This is a genomic window from Alphaproteobacteria bacterium (assembly GCA_024244705.1).
In the GTDB taxonomy this organism is placed as follows: domain Bacteria; phylum Pseudomonadota; class Alphaproteobacteria; order JAAEOK01; family JAAEOK01; genus JAAEOK01.
This window is the reverse complement of sequence record JAAEOK010000080.1, coordinates 35,502-49,592: the sequence shown is the minus strand read 5'-3', so window position 1 is coordinate 49,592 and position 14,091 is coordinate 35,502. Positions and strand designations below refer to the sequence as shown.

General features: G+C 64.5%; 17 protein-coding genes. 4 read left to right on the top strand and 13 right to left on the bottom strand.

The genetic code is table 11. The features are described 5' to 3' along the window. The first annotated feature begins 1 nt into the window (after position 1). Entirely contained in the window at positions 2-400 is a 399-nt protein-coding gene (locus GY791_14680) for a RidA family protein (protein ID MCP4329669.1), read from the top strand. A 39-nt stretch (positions 401-439) separates the two neighbouring features. Here the strand turns inward: GY791_14680 and GY791_14675 are convergent, their stop codons facing one another. Then, on the bottom strand, positions 440-826 hold the full coding sequence (locus GY791_14675) for a cytochrome c family protein (protein ID MCP4329668.1): 387 nt from the start codon (positions 824-826) through the stop codon (positions 440-442). Between the two features lie 178 nt (positions 827-1,004). On the opposite strand from GY791_14675, the gene GY791_14670 reads away from it, so the two are divergent. Then, positions 1,005-2,072, top strand: a complete 1,068-nt coding sequence (locus GY791_14670) for a glycosyl transferase family protein (GenBank protein ID MCP4329667.1) — start codon at positions 1,005-1,007, stop codon at positions 2,070-2,072. 112 nt (positions 2,073-2,184) lie between these two features. After that, positions 2,185-2,544, top strand: coding sequence for a VOC family protein (locus GY791_14665; protein MCP4329666.1), 360 nt, complete (start codon positions 2,185-2,187; stop codon positions 2,542-2,544). A gap of 79 nt (positions 2,545-2,623) precedes the next feature. On the opposite strand, the gene GY791_14660 is transcribed toward GY791_14665, so the two are convergent. Next, complete coding sequence (locus GY791_14660; GenBank protein ID MCP4329665.1) at positions 2,624-3,229, bottom strand: LysE family translocator; 606 nt, start codon at positions 3,227-3,229, stop codon at positions 2,624-2,626. Positions 3,230-3,329: 100 nt separating this feature from the next. On the opposite strand from GY791_14660, the gene GY791_14655 reads away from it, so the two are divergent. Next, entirely contained in the window at positions 3,330-4,265 is a 936-nt protein-coding gene (locus tag GY791_14655) for an AraC family transcriptional regulator (GenBank protein MCP4329664.1), read from the top strand. Between the two features lie 25 nt (positions 4,266-4,290). On the opposite strand, the gene GY791_14650 is transcribed toward GY791_14655, so the two are convergent. From GY791_14650 to GY791_14600, 11 genes are all read right to left on the bottom strand, one after another. Beyond that, positions 4,291-5,058, bottom strand: coding sequence for a hypothetical protein (locus GY791_14650; GenBank protein ID MCP4329663.1), 768 nt, complete (start codon positions 5,056-5,058; stop codon positions 4,291-4,293). Continuing rightward, positions 5,015-6,592: a cytochrome C oxidase Cbb3 gene (locus GY791_14645; GenBank protein MCP4329662.1), complete on the bottom strand. Its 1,578-nt coding sequence runs from the start codon at positions 6,590-6,592 to the stop codon at positions 5,015-5,017. Before GY791_14645 ends, GY791_14650 begins: the two co-directional genes overlap by 44 nt. Beyond that, on the bottom strand, positions 6,576-7,772 hold the full coding sequence (gene nirJ / locus GY791_14640) for a heme d1 biosynthesis radical SAM protein NirJ (protein MCP4329661.1): 1,197 nt from the start codon (positions 7,770-7,772) through the stop codon (positions 6,576-6,578). The genes GY791_14645 and nirJ overlap by 17 nt, the downstream gene beginning before the upstream one ends. A gap of 15 nt (positions 7,773-7,787) precedes the next feature. After that, entirely contained in the window at positions 7,788-8,294 is a 507-nt protein-coding gene (locus GY791_14635) for an Lrp/AsnC family transcriptional regulator (protein ID MCP4329660.1), read from the bottom strand. Beyond that, positions 8,291-8,734 carry an Lrp/AsnC family transcriptional regulator gene (locus tag GY791_14630; protein MCP4329659.1) on the bottom strand — a complete coding sequence of 148 codons (444 nt, stop codon included), beginning with the start codon at positions 8,732-8,734 and terminating at the stop codon, positions 8,291-8,293. The genes GY791_14635 and GY791_14630 overlap by 4 nt, the downstream gene beginning before the upstream one ends. After that, entirely contained in the window at positions 8,734-9,252 is a 519-nt protein-coding gene (locus GY791_14625; GenBank protein ID MCP4329658.1) for an Lrp/AsnC family transcriptional regulator, read from the bottom strand. The genes GY791_14630 and GY791_14625 overlap by 1 nt, the downstream gene beginning before the upstream one ends. Beyond that, positions 9,243-9,749 (bottom strand): Lrp/AsnC family transcriptional regulator, encoded by a 507-nt coding sequence (locus GY791_14620; GenBank protein MCP4329657.1) that lies wholly within the window; start codon positions 9,747-9,749, stop codon positions 9,243-9,245. The genes GY791_14625 and GY791_14620 overlap by 10 nt, the downstream gene beginning before the upstream one ends. A 10-nt stretch (positions 9,750-9,759) precedes the next feature. After that, positions 9,760-10,959: a protein nirF gene (locus tag GY791_14615; protein MCP4329656.1), complete on the bottom strand. Its 1,200-nt coding sequence runs from the start codon at positions 10,957-10,959 to the stop codon at positions 9,760-9,762. Beyond that, on the bottom strand, positions 10,949-11,278 hold the full coding sequence (locus tag GY791_14610) for a cytochrome c (GenBank protein MCP4329655.1): 330 nt from the start codon (positions 11,276-11,278) through the stop codon (positions 10,949-10,951). The genes GY791_14615 and GY791_14610 overlap by 11 nt, the downstream gene beginning before the upstream one ends. Beyond that, positions 11,271-12,071 (bottom strand): uroporphyrinogen-III C-methyltransferase, encoded by an 801-nt coding sequence (gene cobA / locus GY791_14605; GenBank protein MCP4329654.1) that lies wholly within the window; start codon positions 12,069-12,071, stop codon positions 11,271-11,273. The genes GY791_14610 and cobA overlap by 8 nt, the downstream gene beginning before the upstream one ends. Positions 12,072-12,151: 80 nt before the next feature. Next, positions 12,152-13,888, bottom strand: a complete 1,737-nt coding sequence (locus GY791_14600; GenBank protein ID MCP4329653.1) for a nitrite reductase — start codon at positions 13,886-13,888, stop codon at positions 12,152-12,154. Positions 13,889-14,091: the final 203 nt, after the last annotated feature.

The following is a 14,091-nucleotide window of genomic DNA, read 5'->3' as shown; positions in this document are numbered from 1 at the left end:
CGTGATGGATGTGCTGATGCCCGAAGGCTGGAAGGCACCGATCGGCTATGCCAACGGGATTGCCGCGCCGGCCGGACGCATGGTCTTCATCGCCGGCCAAGTCGGCTGGAACGCCGATCAGATATTCGAAAGCCAGGCGCTGGCGCCGCAATTCGACCAGGCGCTCGCCAATGTGCTGACCATCCTGCGGGAGGCCGGCGGCGGACCCGAACATATCTGCCGCATGACTGCGTTCTGCATCGACAAGCCGGCCTACCTCGCCGCCCGACCCGAACTCGGCCCCATTTGGGCCAAGCATATGGGCCGGCACTATCCGGCGATGAGCATGATCTTCGTTGCCGATCTGCTCGACAGTCCCGGCCTCATCGAGCTCGAGGCGACCGCCGTGGTGCCGTTCTAGGCGCGTCGCGCAATATGCGCGTCCGCGCGGGGCAGCCCCTTATTCGGCGGTCTGCTGCTCGATGATATAGGCGATGACGTTGGCGCGGTCCTCTGGCTTCTTGATCTTAGCCAGCGCCATCTTGTTGCCGGGAACATAGTCCTTGGGGTCGGCGATGTAGGCGTCGATTGTCTCTTCGGTCCAGACGATCCCGGAATCCTTCATCGCATCCGAATACTTGAAGCCCTCGACCGTGCCCGCGGTGCGGTCGATGATGCCCTGCATATGGGGACCCAGCTTCTTTTTCGTCGGGTCGAAGCCGTGGCACGTCTTGCACTTGTTGAAGACCTTCTTGCCCTTTACCGCATCGCCTTCGGCCAGCGCCTGGCCAGCGGTGACGGTGAAAGCGGCGGCGATGGCCAAAGATACGAGATTTCTAAATCGCATTATGGGACTCCCTGTTCGGCGCCGTTATGGCGGCCTTCGGTGCGGCATCGATTATCCTGCGACCCTAGCGCCTTGCCTTGACATGGATCAAGCTGTCAATTGACGGCCATCAATGCCCGGATTTCCGGTTCAATGCTGACATTCCCGTGTAATGTAAGCGTCAATGGACAAAACGGGCATGACCAAGGGCGGCATTGCGGCGATAGCGAATGAAAATGCGGTCATTACCACCGAGGCTACCGCAACCACCGATCACCCCTTCGCGGGTTTCCTGCGCACGATCGGTCGCGGGCCGAAGCTCTCGCGGCCGCTGACCGAAGACGAGGCCGAGCAGGCCATGGCGCTGATACTCGCCGGTGCCGTCGAGCCGGCGCAAATCGGTGCCCTATTCCTGCTGTTGCGGTTCCGCGCCGAAACCCCTGCCGAACTCGCCGGGTTCGTCCGCGCCGCCCGCAGCACGCTGCCCGACCGGGCCGGCCTTACCGCCGACCTCGATTGGCCGTCCTATGCCGACCGCCACAAACAGCTCCCCTATTTCGTGCTGGCGGCTTTGCTGCTCGCCGAATCTGGCGTCCGCGTCGCCATGCACGGGATCGCGAGCGTCGGCACGGCGACCACACCGGCGGTCTTGTCGGCGCTCGGTATCGCGCCGTCGGCGAACCTGACCGATGCCGCCCGAGCCCTCGACCGGGATTGCTTCGCCTATCTTCCGATCGAGCACCTTCATCCGCCGCTGGCCGGCCTGTTTACGTTGCGCCCGGTGCTCGGCGTGCGCTCGCCCGCCAACACCTTTGCCCGCGACCTCAATCCGCTGGCCGCGGCAGCCCAGATCCAGGGCGTCTTCCATCCCACCTATATCCCGACCCACCAGGACACCGTGCGGCTGCTCGGCCAGCCGCGGGCGGCGATCTTCAAGGGCGGCGGCGGCGAAGCGCAACGCAACCCGGAGAAGACCTGCCGCGTCGGACGGGTCGACGGCGACATCCTGGGCGAGGAGGAATGGCCGGCGATGACCGCGGATCGGCCCCATCGCTGGCGCGACGAGGATTTGGACCCCGGCGCCGTCGTCGAGCTGTGGCGCGGCACCCGGCACAGCGCGGGGCCCGAGGCGGCCATCATCGGCACCGCGGCAATCGCGCTCCGTTTGCTCGATCCAGCGTGCGATCAGCAGTCGGCGCTGGCGAAAGCGGAAATGCTGTGGCGCGACCGGCCCAAGACCAAGTACGGCCAACCGGCCGGCCGATAACGCGCCGACAAGAGGTCTTCAAAAGCGACAGGCGGCGACTACCTTGTGTCACTGCCACGAAACCTGGCGTAACCAGATAGGTTGCCGCCCTACATTCGAACAAGGAACGCCCATGACCGCTCAAGACACGCATCACGATCGCTGTATCGACTACATCGAGCTCAATGTCGCGGATATCGCGCGATCGAAAGACTTCTACGGCTCGGCATTCGGCTGGACCTTCACCGACTATGGCCCGACCTATTGCGAATTTTCGGACGGCCACATGAAGGGCGGGTTCGACGCCAGCGGCCCGGTGACGCTCGGCGGGCCGTTGGTGGTTCTCTACGGCTCCGATTTGGCCGAACTCGCGGGCCGTGTCGAAGCCGCCGGCGGCGAGATCGTCAAGCCGATCTTCGAGTTTCCCGGCGGCCGCCGCTTCCATTTCACCGACCCCGACGGCTACGAGCTCGCGGTGTGGACCGAGAGCTAAACGACGTTGGGGCCCCGTGGGGGGTTGCGCAGACCGAGGCCGTTGGCGTTCCAAGTCCGGGGGCAACCCCCAACGGCCCCTACGCGCCCAAGACCACCGGAACCATCGACACCACGAGGAGGCTGGCCATGCCGATGTTGAACGCCCGCAATCGGCGTTCGTCGCTCAGAAGCCTGCGCAGCCCGACGCCGAAAATGGCCCAGGCGGAGATCGCTGGAAGGTTGACGATCGCGAACACCGCGATCATCGAGACCAGGCTGAGGTAGTAATCTTCGGCGCTCGTATAGGAAACCGTAACGATCAGCGCGACGGCCCAGGCCTTGGGATTGACCAACTGGAAGGCGGCTGCCTGGAGGAAGGAAATGGGGTTGGAACCGGCCCCCGTATCATCGACCCCGACGGAACGGATATGGGCAATCTTCCACGCCAGCCAGATCACATAGGCTAGACACACGAAGCGCAAGAGCGCATAGACGATCTCGTATTGCCGTAGGATCTGACCCAACCCCAAGCCGACGGCAAGGACCATCGACAGGAAGCCGAAGCTGATTCCAAGGATCAGCGGAACGGTGCGCAGAATCCCGAAATTGGCGCCGGAGGCCAACAGGAGGAAGTTCCCGGGTCCCGGCGTAATCGACATGACAAAGGCGAAACCGACCAGTGCCAATAGTGTTTGAAATGTCATTTCCCGCCCTCGTGCCTGGCGCAATTTGACAAATCCGGCGCGGGATGTATTTGACGCTTCGTCTCGATTTCTTATCAGTCTGTCCCGATCGGTAAGTTGGATGTCGCCACCGGATATTCTCAGCGACGTATTCCAGACCATGCGGCTGCGCACCGAGCTCTATTTCGCGGCCTCGCTGACCGCGCCGTATGCCATTGAAATTCCACATGAAAATCGTGTCGTCCGGTTTCATTTGGTGCGCCATGGGCGGTGTTGGCTCGGTGACCGCGGCGCCGGACCCGGTGTCTCCTTGGCCGAAGGCGATTTGGTGATTCTGCCCAACGGCAGGTCCCACATCCTCGCCGACCGGCAGGACACCGAGGTGGTGACACTCGCGGAGATTTTGCGGTCGGGCGCACTCGAGGCGGCCGGCCTTCTGCGCTATGGCGGCGACGGTGAACGATTGGATCTGTTGTGTGGATTCTGTTCGTTCGATGAGGGCATTCGCCATCCGCTGATCGCCAACCTGCCCGACCGGATCGTGCTGAAGGACGCCGAACTCGATACTCACCCGGGAATCCGTCTGGCGATTTCACTCCTCGACAGTGAGGCCAACCGTGGCGGGCAAGGGATGAACGCCATTGTCTGCCGGTTGCTCGAGATCGTGTTCGTGCAAGCCGTCCGGCGGACCGACGCGGCGAACGACGCCACCCAGATCCGCTTCCTGCCCGCTCTCGCCGACAAGAATCTGTCGAGAGCGCTGCGCGCCATCCACCGTCACCCGGAGTCGCCGTGGACCTCGACCGCTCTCGCCCGCGAGGCCGGTATGTCACGAACCCAATTCGCGGCGAAGTTTTCCCAACTCGTCGGCGACACCCCAATGAAATATGTCGCGAACTGGCGGCTTTCGCGCGCGCGCACCTTGCTGTCCGACACCAACCTGCCAATCGACGAAATCGCCCTGCGCTGCGGCTACCGGTCGCTGCCGTCTTTCACCAGGCGATTCAAGGCCGAGTTCGGACAAGGGCCGGGCGCCTTCCGGCGCGGGCCTAAGTAACTTCGGCGATGCGATGCCACGGGTACTACGCTTCCGGGCTTTCGCCATGGCGCACACGATCCAGAATGACGGCGTCCATTTCCGGTGCCGGTCCGATCGGGCCGCCATAGATGACATTCGCTCCGCCCGGGGCGAGGAGCCGTTCCATGTCGGCGCGGCCGTGCGGGCCTTCGTCGGCGAACAGGCCGACGGCGACGACGCGCTGCTCTCGGTGGCGGTCGATGACCGAGGACACGCTCGGCTCCTGCTCCAGAAAGCCGGCCTCCACGCCCCTGAAAATATCCCGGCGGAGCAAACGCTTGGCCATCTGATTGGCGGTATCGCCGGAAGCCGGATGCCGCGGCGTGCCGTGACCGGCGATCGCCAGCACCGAGTCCCGCAACGACCACCCCGATTCGCGGCACGCCGCCCGGACCCGATTCTCGACCACCTGGGCGAGCTTCGCGCTGGTACCCACCGGGCGGCACAGGACAACGTCGCGGCCACCGAGATCGAGACCCGCGATCTGCCCCGGTAGAACGACCCGCGCCGTGTAGCCTTCGCTCATCAAAAACGGCACTACATAGATCCGCCGGGCGGCCACGGTCGCGACGACCTTGGCCAGCGACGGCGTGCCGATGAGACAACAGGCATCGACAGAGGCGAAGAGGTTGCGGACGCGAAGCCGCGCCGCGTGCGCGGCGGCAGATCCGACCCGCCCGTCAACGCCGTGGGCGCAGAGGACGAGCGCCGACCGGCGCCATTCGGGATTAGTGGCTGGTCCCTTCCGAGAGCGTGATCTTGTTGAAAACATTATACTTTCCCGACGGTTTGACCATGGGTAGGCGTTTCACCTCCTGAAGCGTTTCCGCGTCGTAGACGACGATCGCGCCGTCCATTTCCCAAATGCTGACCAGCGCGTACCGGCCGTCGCGGGTAAACTCGACATGAGCTGCGGTGCTGCCCGGTTCCGGCCGCAGCGTGGCGGCGATTTCGAGGCGTTCCTTGTCGATGATATGGATGGCGTCCTTGTTGGGTCCGAAAAAGACATCGACCCAGGCGTAAGGCGTGTTCTCGTGGCTACGCATGAAGAATCCGGGGCCGAGGGTGTCCACGGTGCCGAGCACTTTCCAGTCCGCCATATCGATGAAGCTGACCCGCCCTTCCTTGAGATGGGGGGTGGCCATTACCCGGTGCCCATCGCGGTTCCAGCTGATGCCCGAGCCGAGATGGGGCAGGCCGGGCAGCGGCAGTTCGGCGATCTCGCGGCCGACGTCGAGATGGACGACGACTCCGCGGCCGCCGTCGCGCGCCGAGCCGACCAGGGTGCGGTAGTTCTGGGCGAAGAAAAAATCGTCGAGGGGTTCGCTGAGCTGGATCCGGCGGACGGGGAATCGTCCGGTTTGGGCGGCGATGGCCTCGACCATGCCTTTCTCGTAGCTGTGGACGAGGCCGGTGAAAACCGGCGGCGGATCCGCGGCGTACGACACTTCCCACAATTCGGGCACATCCTTGAGCGCGACGACGAAGCTGTTCCGTGGCGCCGCCTGGTAGACGGCGCTGACACGGGAGGATGTCTCGCCGCGATAGTCGGTCACTGCGACGACTTCGAGCGGGGCAAGCTCGGCGGCGTCGAGCAGGACCAGCGTGTGCGGCAAATAGTTGGCGACCGCGACGACCTTGCCGTCATGGGAGAGGGCCAAATTCCGTGTGTTGATCCCGGCCCGTACCTCGGCCACCACGCGGAGCCCATAAAGGTCGTACTTGGTCACCCAACCGTCGCGCGAGGCGAAATAGACGTAGCGGCCATCGGGCGAGAATTTGGGGCCGCCGTGCAAGGCAAAGCGGCTGGGAAAGCGCACGATGGGCTCGAAGCGATCGCCGTCGAGCACGGTGACATGATGATCGCCGCTTTCGACGACGACGAAGAGGTTGAGCGGGTCGGCGTCATGGAGCGGCGTGGCGGGCAGGTCGGCGAGGGGATGGTGGATTTCGCGGCTGGCCACGATTTCCGCCATGCCCCAGGTCGGCACCGCGTCCAACGGCGTATAGATCAGCTCGACCAAGTCGTCGATCTGGATCCCGGAGAGCGTGTCGCCAAAGGCCGGCATTTGGGTCGCGGCCTGCCCGTGCTTGACGACCTCGATCGCCTTGGCCTTGCGCAGGCGTTTGAGGTTCTCGGGCAATAACGCGGGGCCGATCGACCCCAATCGGTCGGCGCCGTGGCAACTGGCGCAATGGCCGGCGTAGAGCGCGGCGCCATCGTCGGCCGGGGCCGGCGTGGCCCAAGCAAGCGCCGCGACGATAGCGACGGCGGCGCCGACCGCTGCGTTACGCAGTCGCGGCATGCCGTCGGCTCCGATAGGGTGTCAGGGCCAGGCGCGGGTCGCCCGCGACGCCGATCTCCCGGTTGGTGAGATAGCAGGCCGGGTCTTCCTGCCACGGATCGCCGCTGAGCTGAAAGGCACGGACCCGCGTGTTGCCGCCGCATATGGCGAAATGACGGCAGGCGCCGCAGCGGCCCTTGATCCGCCGCGGGCTGGCTTTCAGCCCGGCGAGGATGGGATCGCTGAGGTCGGTCCAGATCTCCGAAAACGGCCGTTCCTTGACATTGCCGAGCGCGTAGTGCCACCAGAACGTGTCCGGATGGACGTTGCCGAGATTATCGATATTGGCGACGTTGACGCCGGACGCGTTGCCGCCCCAGGCCTCGAGCTTGGCCTCGATGTGGTCGGCCATGTCCGGAAATCGCTCGCGCACCCAGAACAGGAAGTAAACCCCGTCGGCGTCGTTGTTGCCGGTGACGAACTCCTTGTCGACCCCGCGACGCGCATGATCGAGGCAGCGCTCAAAAACGACGTCGAGGGCGTCGCGCGTGGTGCGATGACGGGCGTCGCCTTCGCGGTAACGATTGCCGCGCCCGGCATAGACCAGATGGGAGAGGTAGAACTTGTCGATATCCTCGGTCTCCATGAGGTCGAGCAAGGGCTCCAGAGATTCGATGTTCTGCTCGGTCATGGTGTAGCGGATGCCGACCTTGACGCCGATCTCCCGGCACAACCGGATGCCGCCCAACGAGGCCTGGTAAGCGCCCTCCTGGCGCCGAAAAGCGTCGTGGACCGGGCCGATACCGTCGAGGCTGACGCCGACATAGTTGAAATCGATCTCGCCGATCCGCGCCGCCATCGGACGGTCGATCAACGCGCCGTTGGTCGACAGCCCGATATAGAAGCCCATGTCCTTGGCCCGCGCGGCGATATCGAAAATGTCCGGGCGCAGCAGCGGCTCGCCGCCGGACAGGATTAGCACCGGCACGCCAAACGCGCGGAGGTCGTCCATCACGCCGAACACCTCCGCGGTTGCCAACTCGCCGGGGAAATCGACGTCGGCCGACAGCGCGTAGCAGTGCTTGCAGTTGAGGTTGCAGCGGCGAATCAGGTTCCAGATGACCACCGGCCCCGACGGGCGGTGGCGGATGACCGGTGTCGGCGCATAGAGCTCACGCATGAATTGGCTGAGGCGAAACATGGTGGCGTCCTCCCCCTATCCGGCCAGTCGCAGGCCGGTTTTCTTCAGGATTCGCTTGCTATAGAGCACCTCATGGGCGCGGCAAGCCGCGCCCATGAGGGCTGCGATCCGCCCCACCTTTTCGTCCACTTCCTCACGGTCTCGACCGTGCACCATGGCGAAAAGGTTATAGGGCCAGAGGGGCGGATGACGCGGTCTGCGGTAGCAGTGGGTAACGAAATCGAGTTCGCCGGCGCGGTGGCCAATGCGCCCGACCTCGGTGTCGTCGACGTCCCACACCGACATCGCGTTGGCGGTGAAGCCGAGCGCATAGTGGTTGGGCACGGCGCCGACGCGGCGGATGATGCCGGCGGCTATCATCGCGTCGAACCGGCGCATCACCTCCGATGGGTCGAGACCCAGTTGCGCGGCGACGGCATGGAACGGGCGCGGGCAGAGCGGCAGGCCGCCCTGGGTGGCGGCAATGATGCGGCGGTCGACCGGGTCGATCCCGGCGGCCACCTTGAGCGCCGCCGCGGTCATAGGACCAACCTCAATTCGAGAAAGAATTCTTCCAGCTTCGGCATGTCGAGAACCTCGATCCCCGTCGCCGCCGCGATTTCCGCGAGCACGTCCTGGACCCGGGCAGTATGCTCGGTGGCGACCACGAACCACATGTTCAGCGGGTGATCGCGTTCGTAATTGTGGGCGACCTCGGGGAAGCCATTGACGATCTCGGCGACCTCCTCGAACCGGCCGGCGGGGACCGCCATGGCGGCCAGCGTCAGGCCACCGCCCATGGCCTCGGCGTTGTAGAGCGGGCCGAAGCGACTCAGCGTCCCATCGGCGACGAGCTTGTCCAGCCGACCGAGGAGCTCATCTTCATCGATCGACAGGGCCCCGGCCGCCGCGGCAAAGGGCCGCTCCGCAATCGGGAACCCGCCCTGCAGATTGTTGATGATACGGCGGTCGAGCGCGTCCATCAGGCCATCTCCGCGGCGACCGCGGCGGCGCCCGGCTCGGCCGCATCGTAGCGGGCGCCCCGTTGCTTGAACCGCCGCGTGCTGAAAAGCGTTTCCCGCGGTATCGCGCCGAGCCGGCATGCGCTGGCGGCTTCGGCGATCAGCCCTTCCACCGCCTCCCGGTTCCGGCCATGGATCATGCAGAACAAGTTGTAGGGCCACTCTGGCAGGCGTCGCGGACGGCGATAGCACAAGGTGACATAGGGCAGCGCCGCGAGACGCCGGCCGGCATCCTCGACATCCCGGTCGGGGACATCCCACACGACCATGGCGTTGGCGCGATAGCCGAGCTCGTGGTGCCGCACGACGACACCGAGGCGCTTGATGATCCCGGTGTCGATCAAGCCGGCGAGGCGGGCAATGACCTCGTCCTCCCGACATCCGAGCCGGTCTGCGATCTCTCTATAGGGACGTTCGACGAGCGGCAGGCCCTCTTGGAGAGCCGCGAGCAGGTCGCGATCCCGGTCGGTCAGTTCCATCGCAGATCGAACCCCAAATCGATGTGGTAGGACTCGAGCAGCGGCAAATCGAGAACCTGGCAGCCGCTGCGCGCCTCGATGCCGTCCAATACGGCGGCGACATGGTCACGATCGCACCCGGTCACGACGAACCACAGATTGAACCGATGCTCGCGCTGGTAATTGTGATTGACCTCGGGGATTGCCGACACCGAGGCGGCGACGTCTTCGAGGCGCTCGGCCGGAACCGCCATCGCCGCGAGGGTACTCCACCCGACGCTGTGCGGCGCGACCACGGCGCCGACCCGCGAAACCGCGCCCGCCTCGGTCAGCCGCCGGAGCCCATCCAAGACATCGTCTTCGGCCACGCCGAGCCGATCCGCGATTTCGGCGAACGGACGCGGTGTCAGTGGTAAATCGCGCTGGAACCCGTCGAGCAGGTCACGCCCGAAGCGGTCGAGTTCGAGCGCCCTGGATTCGCCGGAGACGACGCCGCCGCGATCGTCGATATCGCCCATCCGCCGCCTCCTAAAGGCCGGTCCGATGGGCCCGCGCAGCGAGAAAAATCCCGCTCGGCTTGTCCATCTTCAGGTGGCCGATGCGCGCCCGCGTCGCGGTGTCATAGACATCGACCCGATCCTCGTCGCGCACCGATATCCAGACCTTCTCGCCGCGGGGCGTGAACTCGAGATGGAGCGCCGCCTTGCCGGGCTCGAGCGTGTCGATGATTTCGAGGGTCTCGGTATCGATGACCTGCACCACATCGTTCAGGGGATGGGCGAAATTGACCCAGACCTGGCGGCCATCGGGTCTGGCGACGGCGAAGATCGGTTGGCCGTGAACGGCGACCCGGCCGATCTCGGCCCAGGTTCGGGGATCGACCACGAGCAGCTCGTGGCGCCCGACGGCCGGCAGGAAGATGCGGTCGCCGGCACTCGCCCAGCCCTCGAGGTGGGGCATCTTGTAAACCGGGAGCTTCTCCTCGCCGCGGCCATAACCGTCCAGAATCCGGCTCACACCCCGTTCCGGGTGCCACAGATCCAACAAGGCGATTCCGTCCTCGCCAAACAGCCCGGCCAAGTAATAGCGCCCGTCGGGAGTGATCAGCCCATCATAGGGCTGGCGGCCAATGTTCGGATACTTGTCGACCTTCGGATCTCCCGGATCGGAAAAATCGACGGTCCAGATTTCACCACCGTCGAATAGGCTGAAGACGAAGCGTTGACCGGGCGCATCGACCAGGCCGACCACCTTCGAGGTCGCGCCGTTATCGCCATGGGTGGCGGGAATGTCGGCGACGAGATCGAGGGTCTCGGAATCGAAGACCCGGACCCCGCCGGGCTCATAGTTGGATACCGCGACCAAGCGTCCGTCTTGGGAAATCGCCCCACCGATACTGTTGCCGGCCTGCACGACCCGTTTGGCGACGGTGCCGGTCAACAGATCGACCTTGCTCAGGCCGCCGTCGCGGCCGAAGACGAACGCGTATCGGCCGTCGCGGGAATAGACGACCGAAGCGTGGGACAGATCACCCAGGCCCTCGACGGTACTGAGCGAAGTCCCGGTCGTCGTCTCGATGATTTGGATACGGCCCGCCCCACGCTCGACGACGACGCCGAGGTCGCCGGTACCGCGCAGCGGAGCCGCGAGATCGGCCGCGCCCAGAAGGAGCCATCCCAGCACGGCAAGAGAAATGACCGCCAATCGGCGTACGTAGTCACTCTGCATCGGGGAGTCCTTTTTTGAGGTTGGTGACAAGCCAGGCGACCTCGTCGCGATCGATTTCAAACGCCCAAGGCGGCATCGGACTGTCCGGGATGCCGTGAAGAATCACATCGATCAGCGCGTCGTCGGGCCGCCCGGCCAGCGCTGCCGGCAGCAACGGCGGGCCGAGGCCGCCCTTCAGGGTCATGCCGTGGCACGATCCGCAATCGTGGCGGAGCCGATAGAGCAGCTCGACTTTGCGTTCGGAGCCGGGATCGGCCAGCGCCAGGCTGGCGGCGACGGACACCAGACCGAGCGCAACCGCGGCGACCGCTCTAAGCACGGCCGGCCTCGGCCATCAGCATGTCGGGCAACGGCAGCCATGTGGCGGCAAGGTCCGAATTTCGGGCGAAGGCGACGACGTGGCCGATGACCAGCAATGCCGGTGCCGCGATTCCCGCGCTCTCGATATCGGCGGCCAGGTGCTCCAGGGTGGATACGACGACCTGCTCCTGCGGGGTTGTTCCATTGGCGATCGCCGCCGCCGGAATATCGCCCGGCATGCCTTCCGCGATCAGCCCGCCCGAGATTTGCTTGGCATTGGAGAGTCCCATATAGACGACCAATGTCGTCTCGGGGTCGGCCAGGCTCCGCCAGTTCAGGTCGAGGTCGCGGTCGTCGCGGCAGTGGCCGGTGACGAATCGCACGCCGGTCGCATAACCGCGGTGGGTGAGCGGAATGCCGACACCGGCGGCGCACCCCGAGGCGGCCGTGATACCGGGGACAACTTCGACCGCGATGCCGCGGCGGACCAGATACTCGGCCTCCTCGCTACCGCGGCCGAAGATCAGCGGGTCGCCGCCCTTGAGTCGGACGACGATGCGGTCGTGGCGGGCGAGGCGCGCCAACGTCGCGTTGATGTCTTCCTGACACATGGAATGGCGGCCCTGCGCCTTGCCGGCGAAGATTCGGATCGCACCGGCGGGAACGAGGTCAAGGATTTCAACGGCGACCAGCCGGTCGTAAATGACAACCTGTGCCGATTGCAGTAGTCGCTGAGCTTTGACCGTAAGCAGGTCGGGGTCGCCGGGACCTGCGCCTACCAGATAGACGACCGGACGGTCGGACTTTGGCATCTCCTTACCCTCCTGCCGAGCTGGCCCGTCAACAGCAGTACCGGGGAAGAGGGGCAGGCCCGAAGGCCCGCCCCGATTCTCTAGTAGACGTCTTTCCTGGTGTTGTAGACGTTGAACTTTCCGGTCGGCGTGATGATCCGTGGGTCGTCGATGACCTTCTTGAGCTTGCGCGTCTTGTCATCGATGACGACGATCGCGGAGGGTTCATCCTTGCTGTTCCACACCGAGAACCAGATCTCCGAGCCGTCCTTGTTGTATTCGCCCTGGACGACGCGGCGCACGCCTTCGGCGATACCGGACCACTCGGCGACGGGGATTACCTCATAGCCGGCATCCAGATTCTCGATGTCGAAGACGGCGACGGAGGACGCGATCTCGGGCTCCGGATTCAGCGGCGTATCGACCCACAGGTTTTTCGAGTTCGGATGGGTCTTGATGAACAACGAACCGCCGCCTTGGCCCTCGAGCATCTTCGCCACTTTCCAAGCCTGGTCGGGATGGCCCTCGGGATCGGTGCCGATCAAAGAAATGACCTCGTCGCCAAGGTGGCTGGTCGCCCACACCGGCCCGATTCCGGGAACCACGAAGTTGGCGCCGCGACCGGGATGGGGCGTGCCGCCCTGGGTCTCGATCAAGGCGACCAGCTTGTTCTCTTTGGTGTCGACCACCGCGACCTTGCCGCGCGCGTTGGCGGCGACGATGAAATACCGTCCGGTCGAATCGAAACCGCCGTCGTGAAGGAAGCGCTCGGCCTCGATCGCGGTCACCTTGAGGTTCTTGATGTCCTCGTAGTTGACCATCAGGATGTGGCCGGTCTCCTTAATATTGACGATGAATTCCGGGTGGAAATGTGAGGCGACGATGGCGGCGACACGTGGCTCGGGATGGAATTCTTGGGTATCGTAAATCATGCCTCGGGTCGAGACGATCTTGAGCGGTTCGAGGGTGAGGCCGTCCATGATTACGTATTGCGGCGGCCAGTAGGACCCGGCGATCGCGTACTTATCTTCGAAGCCCTTGTATTTCGAGGTCTCGACGGACCGCGCTTCGAGGCCGACCTTGATTTCGGCGACCGTCGTCGGCGGATCCATCCACATGTCGACCATGGTGATCTTGGCGTCGCGGCCGATCGTATAGATGTAACGCCCGGAGGCGGACATCCGCGAGATATGGACCGCGTAACCCGATGGTAGGATCTCGACGATCTCCTTGCTGCCGCCGTCGATCAACGCCACCTCACCGCTGTCGCGCAGGGTCACGGAGAAAATGTTGTCGATATCGAGATCGTTCATTTTTTTCGTCGGACGCTGGTCGACGGGCACATGAACGACCCAAGACGCCGTGACCTCGGGCAGGCCGAATTCCGGCGGCTGCGGCGGCTCGTTGAGGAGATACCGCGTCATGATGTCGATCTCTTCCTCGGTCATGTCGCCCGACGTTCCCCAGTTCGGCATGCCGGCCGGAGAGCCATAGGTGATGTAAGCCTTGAGGTATTCGTCGCCGAGTTCCCGAGTGATATCGGTGGTCAGCGCCTTGCCAGTGGCGCCGTTGCGCAACACGCCATGACAGCCGGCGCAACGCTGGAAGTAGATCGTCTTGGCGATATTGAATTCTTCGTCGGTCAGGGTCGGAACGCCCGGCTTGGCGCCGGCCTGCTCCATCGCTTCGCCTTCAAGCACATCGAGCGAGGGCTGGTACTGCCCACCCGGCGAGGTGTCGTGTTTCTCGATGTCCTCCGGTTTTGGCGCTTGCGCCAAACTCGGATCCGCAATCACCATCGCCATCGCGACAACGCCGGCCAATGGCGCAGCACGCATCCACAACTGCTTTCTCATCGTACTCCCTCCAAGCTAGGTCGCAGGACCCTATGATGCGGCCCTCGAAACGTCCTTGATCTGCGTCAATCGCCCGGCCGCTGGCGCTGATCCCCGGCCGATGGACTCGGGCCGGACGCTTGAGCTATGTCAAAGTGCGCGCCTGAACCGATCGTCAGAATGCCCGCCGTCGAGGCAGTAAAGAT

Excerpts from the sequence above, each read along its gene's own strand:
- GY791_14675 (MCP4329668.1), bottom strand. The coding sequence starts at position 826 with ATGCGATTTAGAAATCTCGTATCTTTGGCCATCGCCGCCGCTTTCACC.
- GY791_14670 (MCP4329667.1), top strand. The coding sequence starts at position 1,005 with ATGACCAAGGGCGGCATTGCGGCGATAGCGAATGAAAATGCGGTCATT.
- GY791_14665 (MCP4329666.1), top strand. The coding sequence starts at position 2,185 with ATGACCGCTCAAGACACGCATCACGATCGCTGTATCGACTACATCGAG.
- GY791_14660 (MCP4329665.1), bottom strand. The coding sequence starts at position 3,229 with ATGACATTTCAAACACTATTGGCACTGGTCGGTTTCGCCTTTGTCATG.
- GY791_14655 (MCP4329664.1), top strand. The coding sequence starts at position 3,330 with ATGTCGCCACCGGATATTCTCAGCGACGTATTCCAGACCATGCGGCTG.
- GY791_14650 (MCP4329663.1), bottom strand. The coding sequence starts at position 5,058 with ATGTTTTCAACAAGATCACGCTCTCGGAAGGGACCAGCCACTAATCCC.
- GY791_14645 (MCP4329662.1), bottom strand. The coding sequence starts at position 6,592 with ATGCCGCGACTGCGTAACGCAGCGGTCGGCGCCGCCGTCGCTATCGTC.
- nirJ (MCP4329661.1), bottom strand. The coding sequence starts at position 7,772 with ATGTTTCGCCTCAGCCAATTCATGCGTGAGCTCTATGCGCCGACACCG.
- GY791_14635 (MCP4329660.1), bottom strand. The coding sequence starts at position 8,294 with ATGACCGCGGCGGCGCTCAAGGTGGCCGCCGGGATCGACCCGGTCGAC.
- GY791_14630 (MCP4329659.1), bottom strand. The coding sequence starts at position 8,734 with ATGGACGCGCTCGACCGCCGTATCATCAACAATCTGCAGGGCGGGTTC.
- GY791_14625 (MCP4329658.1), bottom strand. The coding sequence starts at position 9,252 with ATGGAACTGACCGACCGGGATCGCGACCTGCTCGCGGCTCTCCAAGAG.
- GY791_14620 (MCP4329657.1), bottom strand. The coding sequence starts at position 9,749 with ATGGGCGATATCGACGATCGCGGCGGCGTCGTCTCCGGCGAATCCAGG.
- GY791_14615 (MCP4329656.1), bottom strand. The coding sequence starts at position 10,959 with ATGCAGAGTGACTACGTACGCCGATTGGCGGTCATTTCTCTTGCCGTG.
- cobA (MCP4329654.1), bottom strand. The coding sequence starts at position 12,071 with ATGCCAAAGTCCGACCGTCCGGTCGTCTATCTGGTAGGCGCAGGTCCC.
- GY791_14600 (MCP4329653.1), bottom strand. The coding sequence starts at position 13,888 with ATGCGTGCTGCGCCATTGGCCGGCGTTGTCGCGATGGCGATGGTGATT.